Here is a 19,111-nt window from a genome sequence, read left to right on the forward strand (position 1 = left end):
GGATTAAACCTTTAGATAGTGGTAAACTTAAAAAGTTACGTAGGCTACAATTTGCTTTAATAAGCCAGGTTGCATTAATTAGCTAGTTATAAGTATTTAAATAATTAGACGATAAGCCCTAAATAGAATTTACTCCTTTAAGTAGATTTGTTATATTTATCAACTTAATTAATAAACGTAGAGGTTTTTATGACAATTTGCCCTTGTTGCTCCTCACCCCTTCTGCGTTACGTTCGTAATCATCAAGTGACTTTGTTTTGTCGTAATTGCTGGCAGGAAATGCCGATTTTAACTTGTGAGATGAGTAGTGAAGTACCCGAACAATTAATACAGATGACACAAAAATCATATATATCAATCAATGATAGAGACGTTCAAACGAACGTCTCTAATTCTGTAAATCTACAATCAGAAACCACACAATAAAACCAAAATATCACATTTTTGATTATGGATTTTCTACTTTTATTTAATCAGCATCATTTGGTGAACTTAGGGCACTAAAAAGTGAGGAATAATCAGCTTGTGCTAAAGACATTCGCATTGCGGTATCAAGAATAGTTCTTACACCTTCAATACTATTAACATTTAAACCAACATTTTTGGCTTCATCAATAAATAAATCCGTATCTTTGAGCAAATGCTTCGTCGCAAAGTTGGGATTGTCATAATTATTATCAAGCATTCGTTGTAATTTTTTGTCGAATGTTGGTGCGTATAAAGCGCTTTCCCGCAAAATTTTCATGAATACATCAACATCAACACCTTGACGTTGGACAAACTTCAAACTTAGCGCAAATGATGTCGTTAGTGAAGCAATTAACTGATTAAGTGCTAATTTTAACGCCGATGCAGTACCCACCTCTCCTACGTAGACTGGTTCTGAACCAAAATACTTAAGAATATCTTGATGTCTTTGATACTGTTCCCGATATGACCCAACCATGACTATTAACTTACCAACTTCAGCTTCGGGAATACTGCCTAAAACAGGAGCTTCGATGTACTCAGCACCAGCCGCTACAACAGTATCACGGATTTCCTTGCTTTCCGTTGGAGTGATAGTTCCCATCTGAATCACAGTTTTACCAGCGAGCGATCGCCATGAAGTATCAGATAACAAAACGCTGTAGATAGCAGAAGCATTCGTCAGCATCAAAACGACATAATCGGCAGCACGAATCGCGTGACGTGGATGTACGGCAATTTCTGCCCCTGCTGCTTGAAGTGGTGCTAATTTCTCTGGGGTACGGTTGTAAGCAATTAGCTGTACATCAGCTTGCAACAACCTCTGTGCCATTGGCAACCCCATTAATCCAGTCCCCAGAAATGCCACCTTCATGCTTTACTTTCCTACTAATGCTTCCTTCTATGTTTATCCTATCTAATTGATGATTAATAATAGTTAAAATCAAAACTTTATCGCTAATTAGTTATTAGTAAATATAATCAATATCTTAATTTAAACATTAAACCTTAAGATTAAATGTTATCACCAAACATTTTCCACCTAACCCCCAATAAAAAATCCCCCAAATTAATGAATAAAAAATGTAGAGACGCGATACATCGCGTCTCTCTTATATTATCAACCGCCAGCAGCAAATGTAACCAGAACCAACACCGAAAGTAAAATTCCGGGAGTAAGTAATCCAATCAACATAAACAAATCGTGAGTAGACATTTTTTATACCTTTACGTTTTATACCTTGGACTCGTCTCTTCCTAGACTTTAATCATTACAACACCCAATTGACTAAATTTTGATCCAATATTAATAATATTTTAAGTTTTATACCATTTTAATATGAAGATGCATAAAATAACCCCACCGCCTGTGGCACCTCCCCTTAGTAAGGGGAGGTTGGAGAAATCGAAATAATGTGCAGCTTCACAAGTAATTGGTATTAGAGTTTTCCCAATAAAAAATGCTTTAAATTAATAGGTCTAGTGGGAGCGTCTCGCTATTATTCTGGTATTACAAACCCTGTTAAGGATGCTGCGGCTTCTACCATACTTAGTCCCTTACTTTGCAGTAATACACAAAAACCACCAACACCTAAAGGGTCTAATAGTTGATGTAACGAGTCTCGACGACGTAACATATCGAGGAGAGGAAGCTTAGATTCGGAAAGCGAGGAAATTCTCTCTCCCAACCCTAAAGCCATCAAAAATAATGCTTGCTGGGTAAATCCAACTTTATGTAAACCACAGCTTTCCCCCCATCGCTCCAAGGCAGTAAAATCAACATGGGCTGTGATATCTTGTTGTCCGACTAAAACATAGGGGTTATCGTGTCGTTTGTGTTGATAATAACATTGTAATGTTCCTTGATTTCGCCGAGGGTTGTAGTAACGACTTGCGGAATAGCCATAATCAATCGTTAAAATATATCCTCGTTGGAGTTTTTTACTTAGCAAAGTTAACCAATCGAGTGCAGCTAAATTTACTTCGCTACGATATTCATCAGGATAATTACTAATATCAATTTCGTCTAATTGGAAATACTCACTTAGTTGAAGTGTTGATGGTTCATCGATAATTTCTACAAAATCAGGTGAGTCTTCGACATCGGAAATATCAGATTTTTCTGCCAATCCGACATAAATCTCTTTGAGCTTTCCTGCTGTCAAAGTAAACTGATGTATGGGAAAAGCATCAACTAATTCGTTGGATAAAAAACAGCCAACTACTGAATTATTTGTAATCTCCTCTAAGTTGCACCAACGTAAGTTAATATTTTGGTTAATTCCTTGACTAAAATCATCTAAAGTCTGCTGCTGTAATTTTTTTAAATTATTTGATTTTTCAATAATAATATATTCTAAATTCGTAAATAAATCTTCATGTTGTTGATGTAAATAATTCAAAATATCTTTTGCTAAATAACCCTGCCCAGCACCCATTTCCACCAGAGTAAAAGGTATTGGTTTGCCTAAAATTTGCCAGATTTGAGCAAATTGTACCGCTAGCATTTCGCCAAAATCAGCACCAAGGTGAACCGAAGTGAAAAAATCCCCCGATTTACCAAGATTTAAAGCTTGGGTAGAATAATAACCAGATTCTGGATAATATAGTGCCATATCCATATACTCAGCAAAAGTGATACGGTGCTTGGGATTAGCTTTGATGCGTTCAATAATTATATTAGTAAGATTGGAATTAGATTGCATTTATTTTAAGTTAAGAGTTAATGATAATTAGCTGATTTAGACATTGCGATCGCAATTTTTTAGTATCTGGTGATTTTTAATTAAATTAACAACATCATCCCAAATCTATTTTACTATAAAACCCATTTGCTATCTACTCAAGAGCCAGCCGAAACATAGAGTAAACTTAGGGAATATCAATAATTATCCCAAATAACTGGTCACAATCATGAAAGAAATAACACGCCGCCAATTTATCGCAACTGCCACTCTGACGGCGGGTTTTGCACTCGTAGTCCAACCTGTTTCAGGAAAAGTTGTTACCACCGACACCAAAGGATTAATCGCTGGTGCCGTGAAAATACCTGTTTTAGATAGGGAAATTCCTGGTTATAGAGCCATGCCTGCAAAGGGCACAAATTTTCCCATCATCTTGGTGATTCAGGAAATATTTGGCGTACACGAACATATTCAAGATGTCTGTCGCCGTTTTGCCAAGTTAGGATACATCGCCATTGCCCCTGAATTGTTTGTGCGCCAAGGTGATGTCTCAAAGTTAACCAGTATTGACGAAATTCGCCCGATTGTTGCTAAAGTGCCGGATGCCCAAGTGTTGTCAGACCTTGATAGTACACTCAATTGGGCTGTAAAGTCATCCAAGGGTAACGCCAACAGGGTAGGAATTACGGGCTTTTGTTGGGGTGGTCGAATTACTTGGTTATACGCAGCGCACAATCCTAAAATCAAGGCAGGAGTGGCATGGTATGGGCGTTTAGTGAGTGAGTCTACAGAGCTTCAGCCCAAGCATCCCATAGATGTTGTTTCTACCTTAAAAGTCCCCATTCTTGGACTTTACGGTGGTCAAGATACGGGTATTCCTGTTAACACAGTGGAGCAAGTACGGGAAAAGCTTAAATCCAGTAACAGTAAATCCCAAATCATTATCTACCCCAATGCTCCCCACGCTTTTTTTGCCGATTATCGCCCCTCATACCGTGATTCAGACGCGAAAGATGGCTGGCAACGTCTCCAAAAATGGTTTAAAAAGTATGGAGTATGAGCGAGAAGTTGTTACCCAATACTTAATAAGAACCACTAAAAATGATACGAAACACCTAATGAAAGCACTGGATAAATCTTAAATCCATTTAAATCGTCTTCCAGTTCCTTTTCCTCAACCCTAAGGTCACGATTTATTTGCTCACTTAAGCTATCATTAACAATATTTGCATCCAAATCAACTTGTGGAGAACCAGAAAAAACTACACCTAGATTTGCGGAAAATCCCCAACGTTTTCCCGGTTTTACAGCATTACCCCAGCCAATCCCAAGATATGGGGCAATATTATTAGAAGAAGAGACTTTAGCTTTAACAGAAGCAATATCTTTATTCGTATAACGATTTCCATCATATTCAAAGGTGACACCATCTTTGATTCTCGCTTTCCCTTCAAGATTATTATCATTAAATACCAAACCACCTGTAACCCGAAAACCGGATTTTTTGAAGGGATGATAATCAACTAAAGTAGAGACATTGAATAAATTTAAATTCGCATCATAGGTAACTTCATTCTTGCGTTTTTGATATCCAGCAAGAGCAATTGAAGCAGTATTTAAACCGACTCGTGCATTTAAATTAGAGGTCAATGATTTAGTTATAAAAGCCCCAAAAACCAGGGTTCCAGCTTCTGGTGTCACAGCCCAACCACTTGCTTTTTGGTTACTTTCTCCTATTGATTGACTGGTTAATCGTTTGGATATTTCGCTTTCACTGGGTTGTTGTTCTAGCGTAGTTTTAAAATACTGAGAACAGCGCAAATTATCTGGAGAAGTTTTACATAACTTATCCAAATCAACAGATATATAAGTGAGTTTTCTATTTGAATTCAGACGATTTTTCGGTATTAAATCTACTGCTTGATGAGAAATTGCTTCTGAATTATTTATTTCATAATTACTATGGGAAAATAAATCATCATGCAACAGTACAGGAGCTAAATTATTTAGTTCAATTGGTCGTTTCTCCACAGATTCATTTTTAATTTTATCAGCACTAATAACAAATTTACTTGTACTTTCAATTCCTTCATTCGCAATTACTTTGTGAGTATTAATATTCGTGAGTAAATTAGCAACAGTTAATCCTAGCAGCGAAAAAATAAAGCGTTTCTTGTGCAGCATAAAAATAATCCTTCCACGATAAAAAAGTTTAACGATGGTGGATTACCCTGGTTATTAATAAAATTATCGTACTGAGTTTAAAATTTGCCTGAAAAACAAAAATTATAACTAGTAAAACAGGATGAAATTGAGTAAATGACAATAATCTTACTCAAGATACAGCATAAATTTTGAATAATTTGCCATTTTGCTGTAAATAATCCTTAACTATAGGTTGAGTAGTTAGGGGTTCACCTATTAAACATAACGTCGTGAAAATTAATTATACGTTACACAAATTGTAGAGACGTAGTAATACTACATCTCTACAACCTTTCCAGCAGATGTCTATTCTCTACTTCCCATCCGCGATCGCAAAAACATCCGCCAAAATATCAGCATCTCCAACCACTCTTTTTGTTTTCGATGGAGAGTCATAAACCACTAATAAAGAAGCTTTTCCTAATACATCCCCAAATAAAGTTATCCCTTCTGCACGATCATCTCGATTACCATAGGGAATTTCCAATACTAACTCTGGTTTATGCAAGATATCTGCTTGTAAATTAAAACCCTCCTTTAACCGATATACTTGCACAGGTCCATCTAAATCCATCGTTGGTCCTGCTAAAATAAGTAAATCTCGACCATCACAACATAAATCTCGAATACCTAAACCATTCAAAAAAATAAAATGTTTTTTATACCCCTTACCATTTTCACCAGTCGGGGATAACTTCAACAACCCAGGGCTACTTTCTACTAATTCTATCTCTAAAATAACAGCCCAACCGCGCAAAACTGGACCACGCAAACCGAGAAAAACTCGATTTCCTTGAACTTCCATACCTTCAACATCAAAACCGTTATCCTTACCTGGAATCATCGCTTTAATAAAAGTACCCAAATGGATATCATCAGCAAGTGCTTCCATAAGTAAATTCCCCATTGGTGTTACTTCGAGTTTAGCTGCACTCAACTGTCGAGTCGAATCTTTTGGATATGGAGATGACGCAACTAATTCTCCATTAATAAGGGGAATTCGTCCCAATATATAGCGATTAGGTTCAGTGATAATTGTTGCCAGTCTTTGAACATTTTTAGTATCACTTTTTTCCATTTTCGGATTTTTACGTTTGTAACTATGAGAACCTACAAACCAAAGATAATAGTCGTCATATGCTAATCCTTCGATATCGATTTCATCCGATGATGGGGCTGGTAAACTAATAAAATCCATGACTTGATATTGCTTATGTTCTGCAAAATTTTTGGCATCAATCAGGTTTAGACGTTCGATTGTAGAGGTTTCGTCAGAACCTAACCATAGGTGTTTCTCTGGTGACAACAGAACTGCTGATATGTCCTCTCTGTGTTCTTTAAAACTATTGCTGAACTTAAGTAAAACTTGCTGAATCGAATTAGAATCGTACATATTATACAAACCCAAAGTGTAGGATTATAGTTATTATCTGGGTTTTTGAACTTAGCAACAATACCTTTGGTCTAAAAAAATACGCAGTATAAATACCAAAATAACAATTTCATCACAATAATATTAATTTTATTAGCATATAGATATAACCTTTGACAGAGTTAGTATATGCTGAGTTTTATATAACCTGTAATTTGGGCTAAAAATCTAGTTTTACCTTTAGCAGAGTGGAGTTATAGAAAATCAGAATCTTATTAAAAAAAATTATATTAACGTCAAATTTTGATGTTTTACCGTTAAATTAAGCAGAAAAATTAATCATCATACCTGGTACGATTATGACCTTAGCCACAAAACCCATAGTTCAAGACTTAGGAAACTATACCTACCAAGCGATTCAGAAGCACTTTAAAAAAATTTTGAAGTGGGAAAAGACTGTAAAGAAAGATGAAGATACCGAAGCATTGCATCAAATGCGAGTGGGAATGCGTCGTTTGCGAACCGTAGTAAGTAGCTTTGGTTTCGCTGTAAACTTACCGAAAACAGCGTGCGATCGCAATATTGGTAAGATTGCCCGTAAGTTAGGTGAGTTAAGGGATTTAGACGTACTCAAGGAAAGCATCGAAACTAATTTCCAAACTGGTTTGACGAATCAAGAACTAAAATATCTACAAAAAGCATTTGATGTATTTGACAAACATCGCGAAAATGTCGCATTGAGCGTCAAAGAAACATTAAAAGATGCCCGTTATAAGTTACTAAAATCTTCTTTAAATCAGTGGTTAGAAGAACCAAGTTATCAAGAATCAGCAAAACTAGCCATTGAATTAGTGCTTCCCGATTTACTTTTGCCGGAAGTGAGCAAATTTTTATTGCATCCAGGTTGGCAATTTGACATGTATTTAGATACATCTACATTATCCCATTTAAATGATTCTGATAACTTTAAGGAAGAGGATAAAAAGAAAGAAATTCACAGATATTTAGCAAGAAATAATGAACTTCTCCACAGCTTGCGAAAACAATCAAAACGACTGCGTTATCAAATGGAATTATTCGTGGAATTTTACGACGAAACCTATGCAGGATATGTGGGAGATGTGAAAAATATTCAAGATATATTGGGGGAAATTCACGACATTGATGTTTTAGAAGAGTGGTTCCATGATATTTTTGGATCGGAATTTACCGAAAAACTGCCAACATTTGTAAATTTGCTAGCAGAAAAACGTCATCAACTATGGCAGAGATGGCTACCTTTACAACAGCGCTACATGCAAACTGACACACGTCACCAACTGCATTTAGCGATTTTAAAGCCCATACAAAAGCCATATTCCCAAGCAGAGTTACAAGAGCAAACACACGAAAAAAACTAGTAATTAGGATAAAATATGTCAAACAGTCCCACAAAATAGTTTAAATATAAAAAGCGAAAGAGAGTAAAATGGTGAAACCAATTCCCATCCTTCTACAAACCACAATTCCCACAACTCCAGACGATTGGAATATCACCCGTTTTTCGCTGCTAAAGGACTATCTAGCATCATTACAAGACGAAACAGGTAATCCATTATATCAAGTAGTTGGACGGGACAGAATAACCGATATCGAGGGTAACGATCCAATTCTCAGTTCCCTCGATCAATCCGATTTTGAGCAGCTTTGGTTATTTGCCTTAGATATCGGTGACGGCTTAAGTGAAAAAGACATCGCAGGTATAAACGCATTCCGTAAACGCGGAGGTGGCATACTCACAACCCGCGACCATCAAGACATGGGTTGTTCAATGTGCGGTATCATCGACATTGGTGATACCCATTATTTTTACAGTAAAAACCCTGACCCCGACGCAACACGCTTAAATCGTGATGACCCTTACACAACTTATATTAATTACCCCAACTATCATTCTGGAGCAAACGGAGACTATCAAAACATTAAGATTGTTGAACCAGTTCATGAACTTTTACAAAATCCCAACTCCCCATCAGGAATAATAGAATTTTTCCCCGCACATCCCCACGAGGGAGGAATTGGAACACCTCCAAATAACCCAAATGCGCGAGTAATTGCCCTAAGTAAAAGTATAATTACAAAACGTGATTTTAACTTAGTAGTAATAATAGACCATCATCAAGATGAACAGGGAAATATGTTAGGTCGTGCAATTACCAACTCTAGTTTTCATCACCTAGTGGATTACAATTGGGACACCGAAAAAGGTTGTCCTACATTTGTAGATGAAGCACCAGGAAATGGCATGACAAAAGAGCCACGTGCATTAAATGATATTCAAACATACGTGAGAAACGTAGCTTTGTGGCTTTCAAATTAATTCAAATTAATCAAATACTCTCCTCCTTCCTCACACCTCCGTATTTCTCTGTGAACCTCTGCGTCAACCTCCGCGTTACTCTGCGTTAAAAAACAAAATTAACCATCTTAAAATGTGTCAAGTAAAACCCAAAAACTCAGCAAATGAATAAACATAAAATAAAACACTTACTCACCATCTTTATAAGTCTAATTCTCATCAGTTGCACCCCATCAATCACCCAACAACCTGCAATAAACCCGCAAACAAACCAAGCAATAGCAAATAGAGTAATAGCACTCACATCCCTATCAGCAGATATTATTTACCAACTAGATAAAACAAAAATTGTTGGAATTTCAGGAACACAACTACTCAACAATGACCCCCGCTTTAAAGAAATTCCCCGCGTATCAGAAGGAAGAACTCAACCCAACTTAGAAAAAATTATTGCCCTCAAACCTGATTTAGTCATAGGTGCATCTGGCTTTAACGACCAAACAATTCAAAGCTTAAAAAAACTCAAAATAAATACATTTGAAACAAAAACTAACAATTGGCAAACACTAACAGAATTAACAAAAGATTTAGCACAAAAAACAGGCACAGACCCACAACAATTATTAAAAAAATATGAATCTTTTTTATTAAATCAATCCAACTCAAAAACAAACAATCTTTCAACCTTAGTTATAGTTAGTCTTCAGCCAATTCTTGCCCCAAATAAAAATAGCTGGGCAGGAGATATGCTAACTCAATTCAAAGTCAAAAATATAGCCGCAGAACTACAAGGGAAAAGTCCAATACCTGGATATTTAACACTTTCAGCAGAAAAAATATTAGAGTCAAATCCAGATGCAATAATAGTTGTGAACTCTCCCCAAGCAGGTTCAGGAGACGAAGTAATTAATGGATTGAAAAAACAAACATTTTGGCAGAAATTAACAGCCGTACAAAATAATAAAGTCTACGTTTTTGAGTATAACGGCTTAGTTAATCCCGGAAGTATTGACTCAATTGAGAAAGCTACGAAAAAACTTCAGGAAATAGTTAAAACTTAGGATAAATGAATGTGATATTGAAGGTCAGCAAAGCGATCGCATCCATCTACTCAAATGTAAATAAAAACACCATGCTTTTCACAATTAAGCACAGTGCCAAGATATAGAAGGCTGTGTAGATAAATAACTACTGATTCAATTGTTCAATTTTAGACTAAGGGATTTCCAGAAAATAAAATCTCCACATCTACATTTACCAACCATATCACTCATAAGGGCAGGGAGACCCTGCCCCTACAACTTTGGAGAATTTATTTATTGGTGTTCCCTTATAGCGCTAAAGCGCAACTACTAACCATGATGATTTATTCATGCCGACTTACTTAAGCATTAGTCCCTGCTAACATCATACCAGGGAGAAAACTTGCCATATATTTCTCTACCCCTTTCGGATCAGTAAGTAATTGTGCAGAAACCTGTGCAGCTTGTTCACCAGGATAAACATCCTCCACACCATCAATTACCGCTTGTAAAGCCGAAGAAGCGACTTCCGCAGGTGCTACCTTGGGATTAGGCCATTCCTTCGCTAACTCAGTATCCACTGTTCCCGGCATCACCGCAACAACCAGAGTATTTTGTACAGCAAGTTCTGCCCGCACACCTTGAGTCATTGATATTGCAGCAGCTTTAGAAGCACTGTAAGAACCACTGAAAGGTAGATTAACTTTTCCTAACAGTGAGAGAATGTTAACAATCGTACCGCCACCATTTTGTTTTAAAATAGGTGCAAAGGCGCGACACATGGACAACATGCCAAAGTAGTTAACCTCCATTTCATTTCTGGCACTATCGATATCTGATGCGGCAATTAGTCCCTGATTGAGCGAAGTTCCGGCATTATTAATTAAAAGATTTACATCCTGACATTGAGATGCTGCGGTTAAAACAGATTGAGGATTTGTGACATCCAATTCAACTGGAATAATGCGATCGCGATCGAGTTCCAGCAGAGGATTGAGTTTTGTCACACTACGAGCGCATACATATATCTTTGCGACACCTAAACCCAGTAATTGTTCGATAAAGTGAGAGGCAATTCCACCATTTGCTCCCGTAATTAATGCAACCGCACCGCTAATTTTCATGTTTGATTTTCCTTAGAGATATTTTACCAGAAGATGTACACCAATAATTTTGCTTGTGGTGACTTCCCAGAGCGCCTAAAATATAACATTCAAAGGTTAATAGTTACCAAATGGATACTAATATAAAAAAATATTCCTGCCCTGTAGAAGTGACAATTGAGGCAATTGGTGGTAAGTGGAAATGTCTGATTCTTTGGTGGTTGAGACGGGATGCTCGACGTTTTGGCGAATTAAAATTATTAATTTCTAATATTACCCAGAAAGTATTGACTCAACAATTGAGGGAATTAGAAACAGAGGGTTTAATTTATAGAGAATCATTTCCAGAATTCCCACCTCGCGTTGAATATGCTCTTACCCCCCACGGTAAAACTTTCACCCCAATTACCGAAATGATGTGCGAATGGGGGAAAAAACATCGCGTAGAGTATCAATTTAATTATTGCCGCTTGGAAAATACGAAGATTTTGGTGCTATCACCTGATGCGGCAACATTTTGTGCCAACCTTGAGCAACGTCATGCAGTTGCGATCGCAACTACTCTCGACGATATCATCAATACAATTAATCTGGTTAAACCTGATGCGATGTTGATAGATTTAACTGTTTTAAATAACGATGATACTGATTTATTCACTGCCCAGATCGAACAAATTGAGCCAAACAACCGCAAGTCTATAGCCATGATTGCCATCGTTGCTGCTAATAATCCGGGGGAACGTGGACGTGCTTTTAAAATGGGGTTTACTGTTCACATTCCCAAACCAGTTGAAACCATAGAAATGGTCTCTACTTTAGCTAGTTTAATCAATAAAGATGTGTAGATTATTCCTGAAAATTACAGATTCGCTGGATATTGCGATCGCATGAAGTTTGATTTAGGAACTTCCAGAAAAAAAACATCTAAGAGTGTTCCAAGTAAAAAAGTGCCCAATTGTCATGCTGAATGGAGCGAAGCGCAATGAAGCATCTCTGTCTATTACATAGCGACTCAGGATCAACAGTTGGATCATTTATTTCTTGGATTACTCTAAATCATATACTTACTAACACTATCATGGGAAGGGTGGGGAGACTCCACCCCCTACGAAATATACGCTATAAGAATAATTACGTAGTTTGCTTCTCGAAGAAGCGAGGAAACGCGAATTGTTTTAAGAAGGGTCATTTTCGTATCTTCCCGTAAGCAAAACAGAAATAGTTGTACAATTTAGATAATCTTGTTTTATAACCGCGCAAATATGGAACAATTAATAGTCCGAGTGGCTGATAAAGAAAAAGCAGAGATGCTATCTAAGATTCTTTCCGCTTTAGATTTTGTTAACTCTGTAGAATTAATGGAAGATAAGACCACTATATCTAATAATGAGCAAGATTTTTTTGCTTTAGCCGGGTTATGGGAAAATAGAGATGTGACTACCGAATCGATTCGTCAAAAAGCATGGCGAGAAGATGTTAAATGATTTTATGTGATACAAATATTCTCATCGAATTTTATAAAAATAATTCTAGGGTTATCCATGAGCTTCGCCGTATTGGGCTAGATAAATTAGCTGTTAGTGCCATTAGTCAAGCTGAATTATACTATGGTGCTATTAATAAGTCCGAATTGAATAAAATTAAGAAACATTTAGGATTACTTAATTTTGTCTCAGTTGATGTTATCATATCTGCTCAATTCATTGAATTGATGGAAACTTACTCTCTCAGTCATAAATTAAGTATCCCTGATGCTTTAATTGCTTCAACTGCATTGGTTTATAAGATTGATTTATATACTTTGAATACTAAAGATTTTCACTTTATTGAAGGTTTAAATTTGCATGAGCATTCCATCAGCTAGACGCTTATTTTGCAGAAAACCCTAGACATCGACCGAATTTAATTATGCGTTTCCCAGAACCTTGTAGAGACGTAGCATTGCTACGTCTCTACGTCTTTTCCGGAGATGTTTCGTATATTCTATTAGCTTATTTTTACTAAAAAAAATCGATCCGCCATAAAAGGAAAAAGGAAGGAAAAAAGAAAAAGAATAAAGGACAAAAGAACTCAGGTAGCTCATCTCCTTTAAATCTAGACGGTTCTGGATTAAGTTCTCTGTGTACCTGGGATAACTCGGCTACAAATCGCCACTGTGCTTGAGTTATGAGGTACTTGCCTATAAAAAATGGTTGAATGGTTACTTGATGTTGAGGTTTTTCAGATTCAGACCCTTCTCCTTTGGGTGAACCCATCATAAATGTACCACCAGGAATAGCAACCATTTCTATGTTAATACACTCATTCAAGTCTTCGTTAAAGTAATCGGCTTGTTTAGTTTCTCGTTCTATAATTTCGCCAGAAGCATTAACCGTGACAGTTTCAAACTCAAAGAACTTTATATCATAACTTCCTTGCCCCAAAGATTGAACATCTTTAAATGCTTCCCTAGAAGAAAGAGTAATTATGGCATTTCTAACTAAATTTTCTCCTTCCCTATCCTGATTTCTTTTAGTTGCAGTTAAAGCCAAATTCAATCTAACTAAAGGGTCTTTATTCGGTTCAATCCAACGCCAATAAGGACTTAATAAAGCTGTCATCCTGGCACTACGACAAATTTTATCCGAACTAGTTTCATGGTTATAACCCCATTCAAGAAACAGGATTAAATTTGCGTTTTCTTGTAGAAGTAATTGCTGACCTTTATTATCTCTCTTATTAAAAAGTTGGAGAACTGTATCGCAAAAATTACTATAATAAAAATCTAAAACGAGAGGAGCAAGATATTCAATTTTTCTTCCTTTCTGCAATTTACTTTCTGCATAAGTACGGGCAGGTTCGGGTAAAGTTACTCTCCAATCAGATGCAGCAGCAGATTTTTCTGCCATTGAAAACTTAAACAATTCTAACAAAACCTTATTCCCACTTCTATCCCAAATAGCTTTAGCTAAATCGCGACTCAATCCACTTGGAAAGAAAGCTAACAAAGGAAATATATCTTGAGCTTCTACCGATAACATCTCAAAAGAACGCTCTAAAGTTATCCGCAAACTTCTTTCTTTTCTTTGTTCGGGAGAATAAGTATCAAGAATATCTAATGGTTCATCAACCAATTCTTCACACAGCATTTTGAGGGTAGATTGGGTTTATGCCATATAAGACGCTGCTAGTTTAATAGGTAAAGGATAACCATCAAGAAACTTTGCTAAAAGATGAAAATCTTGCTCCAAATCATCATTATTTCCCCATTGTTCTTGAGGTGGAGCATACTTTTTAAATATCTCTCTTGTTTCTGATACTCCCATACTGCAAACTTCTTCTTGATGACAATAAATATCCCTTACTAAAGAATCACGGGAAGTTAACAACAATCGCAAATTAGGACATTGTTCCAAAAGCGGATTTAAAAGTTCAATTAACTCATTGGACTCTTTCTCAATCAATTTATCCAAATCATCAAGAATCAAAAAAATCCTACTATTTCTTAATTCTCTCTCTAAGGCAAAACCCTTTAATTCAAGACTCTGTTTAACTTTAGTAATTAACGTTCCCACAGAATCAGTATCGCGCAAACTAATAAACCAAACTCCATCTTTATAGCGATCGCGTTCGTGCAACCACCTACCAATGGCATAAGCTAAAGCCGTTTTACCGATTCCTCCCATCCCATGCAAGGCAATACAACGTTTATCAGATTCTACCAGTGCTTTAATTACTTGATGTATCTCTTTTCTACGTCCAACAAAGTTTTTATCTTCACGGGGAATATTAGTATTTGACCAATGGGGATAGATACAAGAGTGAGAATCGGCAGGTTCTATAATTAGTGATTGATTGTGGGGGGAACCTTTAGGTAATAATTCATATTTGAAAGCTTCATCGAAATTAACTCCTTGCTCAAAAGTCAAAGAGTTAAACAATTTCTTTAATTTATCATCAAGTTTAACTGCATTACGACCCGATAAAAAACTATTACTAACCGAATCTTGATTAAATAATGCTTGATAAAATCGTCGAGAAAAACATCGAGCGGCAACATCTAAAATTTTATCTTCGGCATTAACTGCAATTACATGCGGTACTCCTGCTTTGACAAAAGCTTGAGCTAATTTTTGTGAATGGCAAGCATTTAATAATGCTATTTGACAGGGTACTTGCTTCCTATTTGATAAAGCTATTTCTAGTTCTTCCTCGGTAAAAGAACGGGTAATTCCCACCTCATCCTCTAATACTAAGGCTGTATTATCTCCCTCTCTCATTCCATGACCAATAAAATGAATAATCAATGGCTTGAAACGACTCGACAACACATCTTGTATAGTTTGTGATGTGGCAACTTTCACCACTATTTCTACTAAGATGGGGTGAGATATATCCTCTAATACGGAAGCGATCGCATTAATTTCTTCCTGAATCGCTAAATTCTCTACTGGTGATAAATCTTCATTGAGTAGAGGAGCTGAAAATAAGATCAAAATTTGATTACTGAACGAATTCTCTTGCTCAGTAACTTCTTTTATCCCCGGTTTTAGGGGAACTTTTACACCTACTTTTGAGACAACCATGCTTCTATTTCTTCATCAGTGGCAGTATTTAAGTCAAGAAAGGGGCATTTTGGATGTTCTAACTTACCTTTTGGTTCTATCCCTTTCTCTCGCAATTTTCGCCGCCAATTATTGATTGACTTAGCAACTTTGATACTGTAATCCATCAATTGGGCTGTTGCTGCTACCCCTGAAATAACTGTAGCAACCAAAACAATGTCATCTACCCCTAATACCCGACTTGGTAACTTCTGTACCTTGATTGAACTTAGAGACAGTGATGTTTCTAAAGATTCTATTTCATCTAAGGGGATTTGAGATGAAATTACTATGCTAACTAGAGGAATTTCGCTCATTTATACCTCAAAAAGTTTTATTTTGGTTAATTGTACACATAATCTTTTCCTTTAGTTTGTTACTTCACGTAAAGAATATTATCATTTTTGTTACAAAAGCTCAATTTGACTTGACAATTAAGAAGCAATAGTGTATTAAAATTTACTTATCAGAAAGGGAAGACATGCGATCGTATCTCACAACACAGAAAAAGCTCGAAACAGTTCTAGGATTTTTGCTTTAAGTTCTACGATTGCTTCTTCCAAAGATTCACTCATGTCTGTATTGAGCAAGTGAGCATCACCGACATCCGCACTTGACCAGAGATAGGAATGTTGACCAATTGTTAAACATCCTTCCCACTTGTTTTCATGATTTAAATCGAGTGTAATAAAAAACGTCGTGGCATTATTTCTTCTGGGTTAATAACCAACTCCCCCCAGACAGAAAAGCCGAAATACTCTTCATTTTTTTTGTTATTATATTCCCAATCAGTAAAAAATGGAAAGGCAATTTTAACCCGCTCCATCACTTGTTGAATATCAGATTCTGTTAGTAGATTTTCATTCATAATTATTACGATTAATAGCGCTCATCTAAACCAAATCTGCCAAAATATCGGTCATCGCCTTGTATATCAAATAATAAACCATCCCTAACCCCCAAAAAACAAAATAGAGACGTTACATCTAACGTCTCCACATTCTTGCATATAAATATTTGCGATCATCGCACCCTCAATCTACTGCCAAACGTAAATCAAGATAAACAAAATAATCCAAATTACATCGACAAAGTGCCAAAATAACGAAGTTGCAAACACACCATAATGCCCATTATCGTAATTTCCGGGCAGAAAAGAACGAATCAAAATCATAGTCTGCAACAAAATACCAGTGAGAACGTGCAAACCGTGAAACCCAGTCAACAAATAGAACAAACCACCAAAAGCACCAGTTGTGAAACCAAATTCCAAACCGCTCCACTCCACCGCTTGACCGTATAAAAAGTAGCTGCCCATTGCCATTGTTAGCAGCAAAAACATGCGAAATCCCCAGAGATTATGACGCTGCAATGCCCTCTCAGCAAAGTAAATGACAAAACTACTAGAAACCAGAATCACAGTATTGATTATTGGCTCCTTCACCTCCAAACCAGTTACACCAGCAGGCAACCACTGAGGTGTAGTTAATTTCGTAGCCGCATAAGCAGCGAAAAAGCTCAGGAAAATCACACTTTCCGACAGCAGGAAAACTATAAAACCATACTGCTTATTCCCTTCCTCATCATGCTCATGGACGATGGGAGAATCCTGTATATATGTCTTAACTGAACTTTCCATGATTTTTTTTAAATTGGGTAATAGTTAATGGGTATGGGGTGAAGAATAAAAATTTATACATATATTCCCCAATCCCCACTCCCTACTCTTGATGATGGGAACCTGCAACTAATGGTTCATTTGTACCGTAACCGTAAGGTCCAGAAACCACGACAGGTATTTCTTCAAAGTTCTCCACAGGAGGAGGAGAAGAAACCAACCACTCCAAACCAATCGCTCTCCAAGGATTATCGGGTGCTTTGTCACCATTAATCCAAGAACTAACCATGTTCAAAATGAACGGTAATGTAGACATACCCAGTATAAATCCACCAATACTTGCAATCACATTCCAGAAAGTATACTCAGGGTCATATGATGCAATTCGACGCACCATTCCTTGAAGTCCTAACGGATGCATCGGGAAGAAATTTAAGTTAGTACCAATGAAAGCTAACCAAAAATGTAACTTACCCAAACCTTCGTAATACATACGTCCGGTCATTTTTGGAAACCAGTGATAGATTCCAGCAAACAAACCCATCGTCACAGTTCCGTAGAGAACATAGTGAAAATGTCCGACAACAAAATAGGTATTATTTACGTGAATATCGATAGGAACTGAAGCCAGCATAATCCCAACGACACCAGCAAACACAAACATAATCAAACCACCCAACGCAAACAGCATCGGTGTATTCAATTTAATTTTACCGCCCCAAATCGTTGCCACCCAAGCAAACACTTTGATGCCAGTTGGTATAGAAACAAACATCGTAGAAATCATGAAAATGATTCGCATCCAACCAGGTGTGCCACTTGCATACATGTGGTGAACCCAGACAAAAGCACTAACTGCGGCAATCATCAACGAAGAGATGGCAACGACTTTGTAACCAAATAGAGGTTTGCGGGAATAAACGGGGAATATTTCCGAGAAAATCCCGAATATGGGTAGAATAATCACGTAAACCGCAGGGTGGGAGTAGAACCAGAACAAATGCTGGAATAATACTGGATTTCCTCCTTGTTCAGGATTAAAGAATGCTGTTCCCACACTCAAGTCAAACAGCAACATAATCGCACCCGCAGTCAATGCAGGCAACCCAAATAACTGGATAATCTGAGCGCTGAAAACTGCCCAAACGAACAGGGGCATCCGAAAGAAGCCCATTCCAGGGGCACGCATTTTAACTATTGTGGTGACAAAGTTTACACCCCCCATGATTGAGGAGACACCGGAAACAGCCACCGCTAGCAACCAAATAAATTCACCATTAATTAAGTTGCCCGTGGGATTTTGGATACTAACTGGAGGATATGACCACCAACCAGCTTGTGCGGGACCACCAGGTACGAGAAAACTTGCCATCAACAACGCACCAGCAACTGGAACCATCCAGAATGCAACTGCATTGAGACGGGGGAATGCCATATCTCTCGCACCAATCATTAAAGGGACGAGATAGTTAGCAAAGCCAACAAGTGAAGAGCGTACAACGGACAACAAAGGCACATAGCAATAGTCTGTTTCTTTCTCAACAACAAAAAAAGACAGATACTTCACGCGAGGCTTGCGCGACGAAATTCATTCACGGGTGCAAAAAGGATGGATAGCTAAACGGATAACTCTGAGGACTAGGGGTGAAATGAGCAATCGTACAGAAACTTACGCTAAGGCTGAAACAGTTACTGTCGGTTAACCCATAATATTGCCG

At 37.2% G+C, this 19,111-nt stretch carries 19 protein-coding genes; 8 read left to right on the forward strand and 11 right to left on the reverse strand.

The window, feature by feature from the left end:
• The first annotated feature begins 189 nt into the window (after positions 1-189).
• Positions 190-426, forward strand: coding sequence for a hypothetical protein (locus CK510_RS30920; protein ID WP_143289258.1), 237 nt, complete (start codon positions 190-192; stop codon positions 424-426).
• A gap of 43 nt (positions 427-469) precedes the next feature.
• Here CK510_RS30920 and CK510_RS09630 read toward each other — a convergent pair whose 3' ends face one another.
• Entirely contained in the window at positions 470-1,342 is an 873-nt protein-coding gene (locus CK510_RS09630; RefSeq protein WP_095721499.1) for an NAD(P)-dependent oxidoreductase, read from the reverse strand.
• Between the two features lie 625 nt (positions 1,343-1,967).
• The gene (locus CK510_RS09635; protein ID WP_095721500.1) at positions 1,968-3,173 is read right to left on the reverse strand and encodes a class I SAM-dependent methyltransferase; all 1,206 of its coding nucleotides are present in this window, start codon (positions 3,171-3,173) and stop codon (positions 1,968-1,970) included.
• Between the two features lie 208 nt (positions 3,174-3,381).
• Between CK510_RS09635 and CK510_RS09640 the strand changes: the two genes are divergently transcribed.
• On the forward strand, positions 3,382-4,212 hold the full coding sequence (locus CK510_RS09640; RefSeq protein ID WP_095721501.1) for a dienelactone hydrolase family protein: 831 nt from the start codon (positions 3,382-3,384) through the stop codon (positions 4,210-4,212).
• A gap of 35 nt (positions 4,213-4,247) precedes the next feature.
• On the opposite strand, the gene CK510_RS09645 is transcribed toward CK510_RS09640, so the two are convergent.
• Both CK510_RS09645 and CK510_RS09650 read right to left on the reverse strand, forming a co-directional pair.
• Positions 4,248-5,336, reverse strand: coding sequence for a putative outer membrane beta-barrel protein (locus CK510_RS09645; protein ID WP_095721502.1), 1,089 nt, complete (start codon positions 5,334-5,336; stop codon positions 4,248-4,250).
• Between the two features lie 334 nt (positions 5,337-5,670).
• The gene (locus CK510_RS09650) at positions 5,671-6,750 is read right to left on the reverse strand and encodes a DUF3616 domain-containing protein (protein WP_095721503.1); all 1,080 of its coding nucleotides are present in this window, start codon (positions 6,748-6,750) and stop codon (positions 5,671-5,673) included.
• Positions 6,751-7,088: 338 nt separating this feature from the next.
• Here CK510_RS09650 and CK510_RS09655 point away from each other — a divergent pair, with 338 nt between their 5' ends.
• From CK510_RS09655 to CK510_RS09665, 3 genes are all read left to right on the forward strand, one after another.
• Positions 7,089-8,129 carry a CHAD domain-containing protein gene (locus CK510_RS09655; RefSeq protein ID WP_095721504.1) on the forward strand — a complete coding sequence of 347 codons (1,041 nt, stop codon included), beginning with the start codon at positions 7,089-7,091 and terminating at the stop codon, positions 8,127-8,129.
• A 68-nt stretch (positions 8,130-8,197) separates the two neighbouring features.
• Positions 8,198-9,088: a hypothetical protein gene (locus CK510_RS09660; RefSeq protein WP_095721505.1), complete on the forward strand. Its 891-nt coding sequence runs from the start codon at positions 8,198-8,200 to the stop codon at positions 9,086-9,088.
• A gap of 143 nt (positions 9,089-9,231) precedes the next feature.
• Positions 9,232-10,128: an ABC transporter substrate-binding protein gene (locus tag CK510_RS09665; RefSeq protein WP_095721506.1), complete on the forward strand. Its 897-nt coding sequence runs from the start codon at positions 9,232-9,234 to the stop codon at positions 10,126-10,128.
• A 323-nt stretch (positions 10,129-10,451) separates the two neighbouring features.
• Here CK510_RS09665 and CK510_RS09670 read toward each other — a convergent pair whose 3' ends face one another.
• On the reverse strand, positions 10,452-11,213 hold the full coding sequence (locus tag CK510_RS09670; RefSeq protein ID WP_095721507.1) for an SDR family oxidoreductase: 762 nt from the start codon (positions 11,211-11,213) through the stop codon (positions 10,452-10,454).
• A 110-nt stretch (positions 11,214-11,323) separates the two neighbouring features.
• Here CK510_RS09670 and CK510_RS09675 point away from each other — a divergent pair, with 110 nt between their 5' ends.
• The 3 genes from CK510_RS09675 (at position 11,324) to CK510_RS09685 (ending at position 13,056) form a co-directional block, all read left to right on the forward strand.
• Positions 11,324-12,037 carry a winged helix-turn-helix transcriptional regulator gene (locus CK510_RS09675; protein ID WP_095721508.1) on the forward strand — a complete coding sequence of 238 codons (714 nt, stop codon included), beginning with the start codon at positions 11,324-11,326 and terminating at the stop codon, positions 12,035-12,037.
• A gap of 438 nt (positions 12,038-12,475) precedes the next feature.
• On the forward strand, positions 12,476-12,676 hold the full coding sequence (locus tag CK510_RS09680; protein ID WP_245911994.1) for a hypothetical protein: 201 nt from the start codon (positions 12,476-12,478) through the stop codon (positions 12,674-12,676).
• Positions 12,673-13,056, forward strand: a complete 384-nt coding sequence (locus CK510_RS09685; protein ID WP_095721510.1) for a type II toxin-antitoxin system VapC family toxin — start codon at positions 12,673-12,675, stop codon at positions 13,054-13,056. Before CK510_RS09680 ends, CK510_RS09685 begins: the two co-directional genes overlap by 4 nt.
• A 136-nt stretch (positions 13,057-13,192) precedes the next feature.
• On the opposite strand, the gene CK510_RS32655 is transcribed toward CK510_RS09685, so the two are convergent.
• The 6 genes from CK510_RS32655 to CK510_RS09710 all read right to left on the reverse strand — a co-directional run bounded on the left by CK510_RS32655 (position 13,193) and on the right by CK510_RS09710 (position 18,960).
• Positions 13,193-14,320: a formylglycine-generating enzyme family protein gene (locus CK510_RS32655; protein ID WP_245911996.1), complete on the reverse strand. Its 1,128-nt coding sequence runs from the start codon at positions 14,318-14,320 to the stop codon at positions 13,193-13,195.
• An 18-nt stretch (positions 14,321-14,338) separates the two neighbouring features.
• Positions 14,339-15,757: a CHAT domain-containing protein gene (locus CK510_RS32660; RefSeq protein WP_211293140.1), complete on the reverse strand. Its 1,419-nt coding sequence runs from the start codon at positions 15,755-15,757 to the stop codon at positions 14,339-14,341.
• Positions 15,739-16,092 carry a hypothetical protein gene (locus CK510_RS09695; protein ID WP_095721511.1) on the reverse strand — a complete coding sequence of 118 codons (354 nt, stop codon included), beginning with the start codon at positions 16,090-16,092 and terminating at the stop codon, positions 15,739-15,741. The genes CK510_RS32660 and CK510_RS09695 overlap by 19 nt, the downstream gene beginning before the upstream one ends.
• A gap of 356 nt (positions 16,093-16,448) precedes the next feature.
• Entirely contained in the window at positions 16,449-16,643 is a 195-nt protein-coding gene (locus CK510_RS33360; protein ID WP_245911998.1) for a hypothetical protein, read from the reverse strand.
• 171 nt (positions 16,644-16,814) lie between these two features.
• A complete protein-coding gene (locus CK510_RS09705; protein ID WP_095721512.1) occupies positions 16,815-17,414 on the reverse strand; it encodes a cytochrome c oxidase subunit 3 in 600 nt (199 codons plus the stop codon).
• Positions 17,415-17,496: 82 nt separating this feature from the next.
• Positions 17,497-18,960: a cytochrome c oxidase subunit I gene (locus CK510_RS09710; protein WP_342745948.1), complete on the reverse strand. Its 1,464-nt coding sequence runs from the start codon at positions 18,958-18,960 to the stop codon at positions 17,497-17,499.
• Positions 18,961-19,111 lie beyond the last annotated feature (151 nt).

Origin of the sequence: Brunnivagina elsteri CCALA 953, assembly GCF_002289455.1 — a bacterium.
Classification (GTDB): Bacteria; Cyanobacteriota; Cyanobacteriia; order Cyanobacteriales; family Nostocaceae; genus Brunnivagina; species Brunnivagina elsteri.

Coding starts and splice junctions, on each gene's coding strand:
- CK510_RS30920 (WP_143289258.1), top strand. CDS start 190: ATGACAATTTGCCCTTGTTGCTCCTCACCCCTTCTGCGTTACGTTCGT.
- CK510_RS09630 (WP_095721499.1), bottom strand. CDS start 1,342: ATGAAGGTGGCATTTCTGGGGACTGGATTAATGGGGTTGCCAATGGCA.
- CK510_RS09635 (WP_095721500.1), bottom strand. CDS start 3,173: ATGCAATCTAATTCCAATCTTACTAATATAATTATTGAACGCATCAAA.
- CK510_RS09640 (WP_095721501.1), top strand. CDS start 3,382: ATGAAAGAAATAACACGCCGCCAATTTATCGCAACTGCCACTCTGACG.
- CK510_RS09645 (WP_095721502.1), bottom strand. CDS start 5,336: ATGCTGCACAAGAAACGCTTTATTTTTTCGCTGCTAGGATTAACTGTT.
- CK510_RS09650 (WP_095721503.1), bottom strand. CDS start 6,750: ATGTACGATTCTAATTCGATTCAGCAAGTTTTACTTAAGTTCAGCAAT.
- CK510_RS09655 (WP_095721504.1), top strand. CDS start 7,089: ATGACCTTAGCCACAAAACCCATAGTTCAAGACTTAGGAAACTATACC.
- CK510_RS09660 (WP_095721505.1), top strand. CDS start 8,198: ATGGTGAAACCAATTCCCATCCTTCTACAAACCACAATTCCCACAACT.
- CK510_RS09665 (WP_095721506.1), top strand. CDS start 9,232: ATGAATAAACATAAAATAAAACACTTACTCACCATCTTTATAAGTCTA.
- CK510_RS09670 (WP_095721507.1), bottom strand. CDS start 11,213: ATGAAAATTAGCGGTGCGGTTGCATTAATTACGGGAGCAAATGGTGGA.
- CK510_RS09675 (WP_095721508.1), top strand. CDS start 11,324: ATGGATACTAATATAAAAAAATATTCCTGCCCTGTAGAAGTGACAATT.
- CK510_RS09685 (WP_095721510.1), top strand. CDS start 12,673: ATGATTTTATGTGATACAAATATTCTCATCGAATTTTATAAAAATAAT.
- CK510_RS32655 (WP_245911996.1), bottom strand. CDS start 14,320: ATGCTGTGTGAAGAATTGGTTGATGAACCATTAGATATTCTTGATACT.
- CK510_RS32660 (WP_211293140.1), bottom strand. CDS start 15,757: ATGGTTGTCTCAAAAGTAGGTGTAAAAGTTCCCCTAAAACCGGGGATA.
- CK510_RS09695 (WP_095721511.1), bottom strand. CDS start 16,092: ATGAGCGAAATTCCTCTAGTTAGCATAGTAATTTCATCTCAAATCCCC.
- CK510_RS33360 (WP_245911998.1), bottom strand. CDS start 16,643: ATGAATGAAAATCTACTAACAGAATCTGATATTCAACAAGTGATGGAG.
- CK510_RS09705 (WP_095721512.1), bottom strand. CDS start 17,414: ATGGAAAGTTCAGTTAAGACATATATACAGGATTCTCCCATCGTCCAT.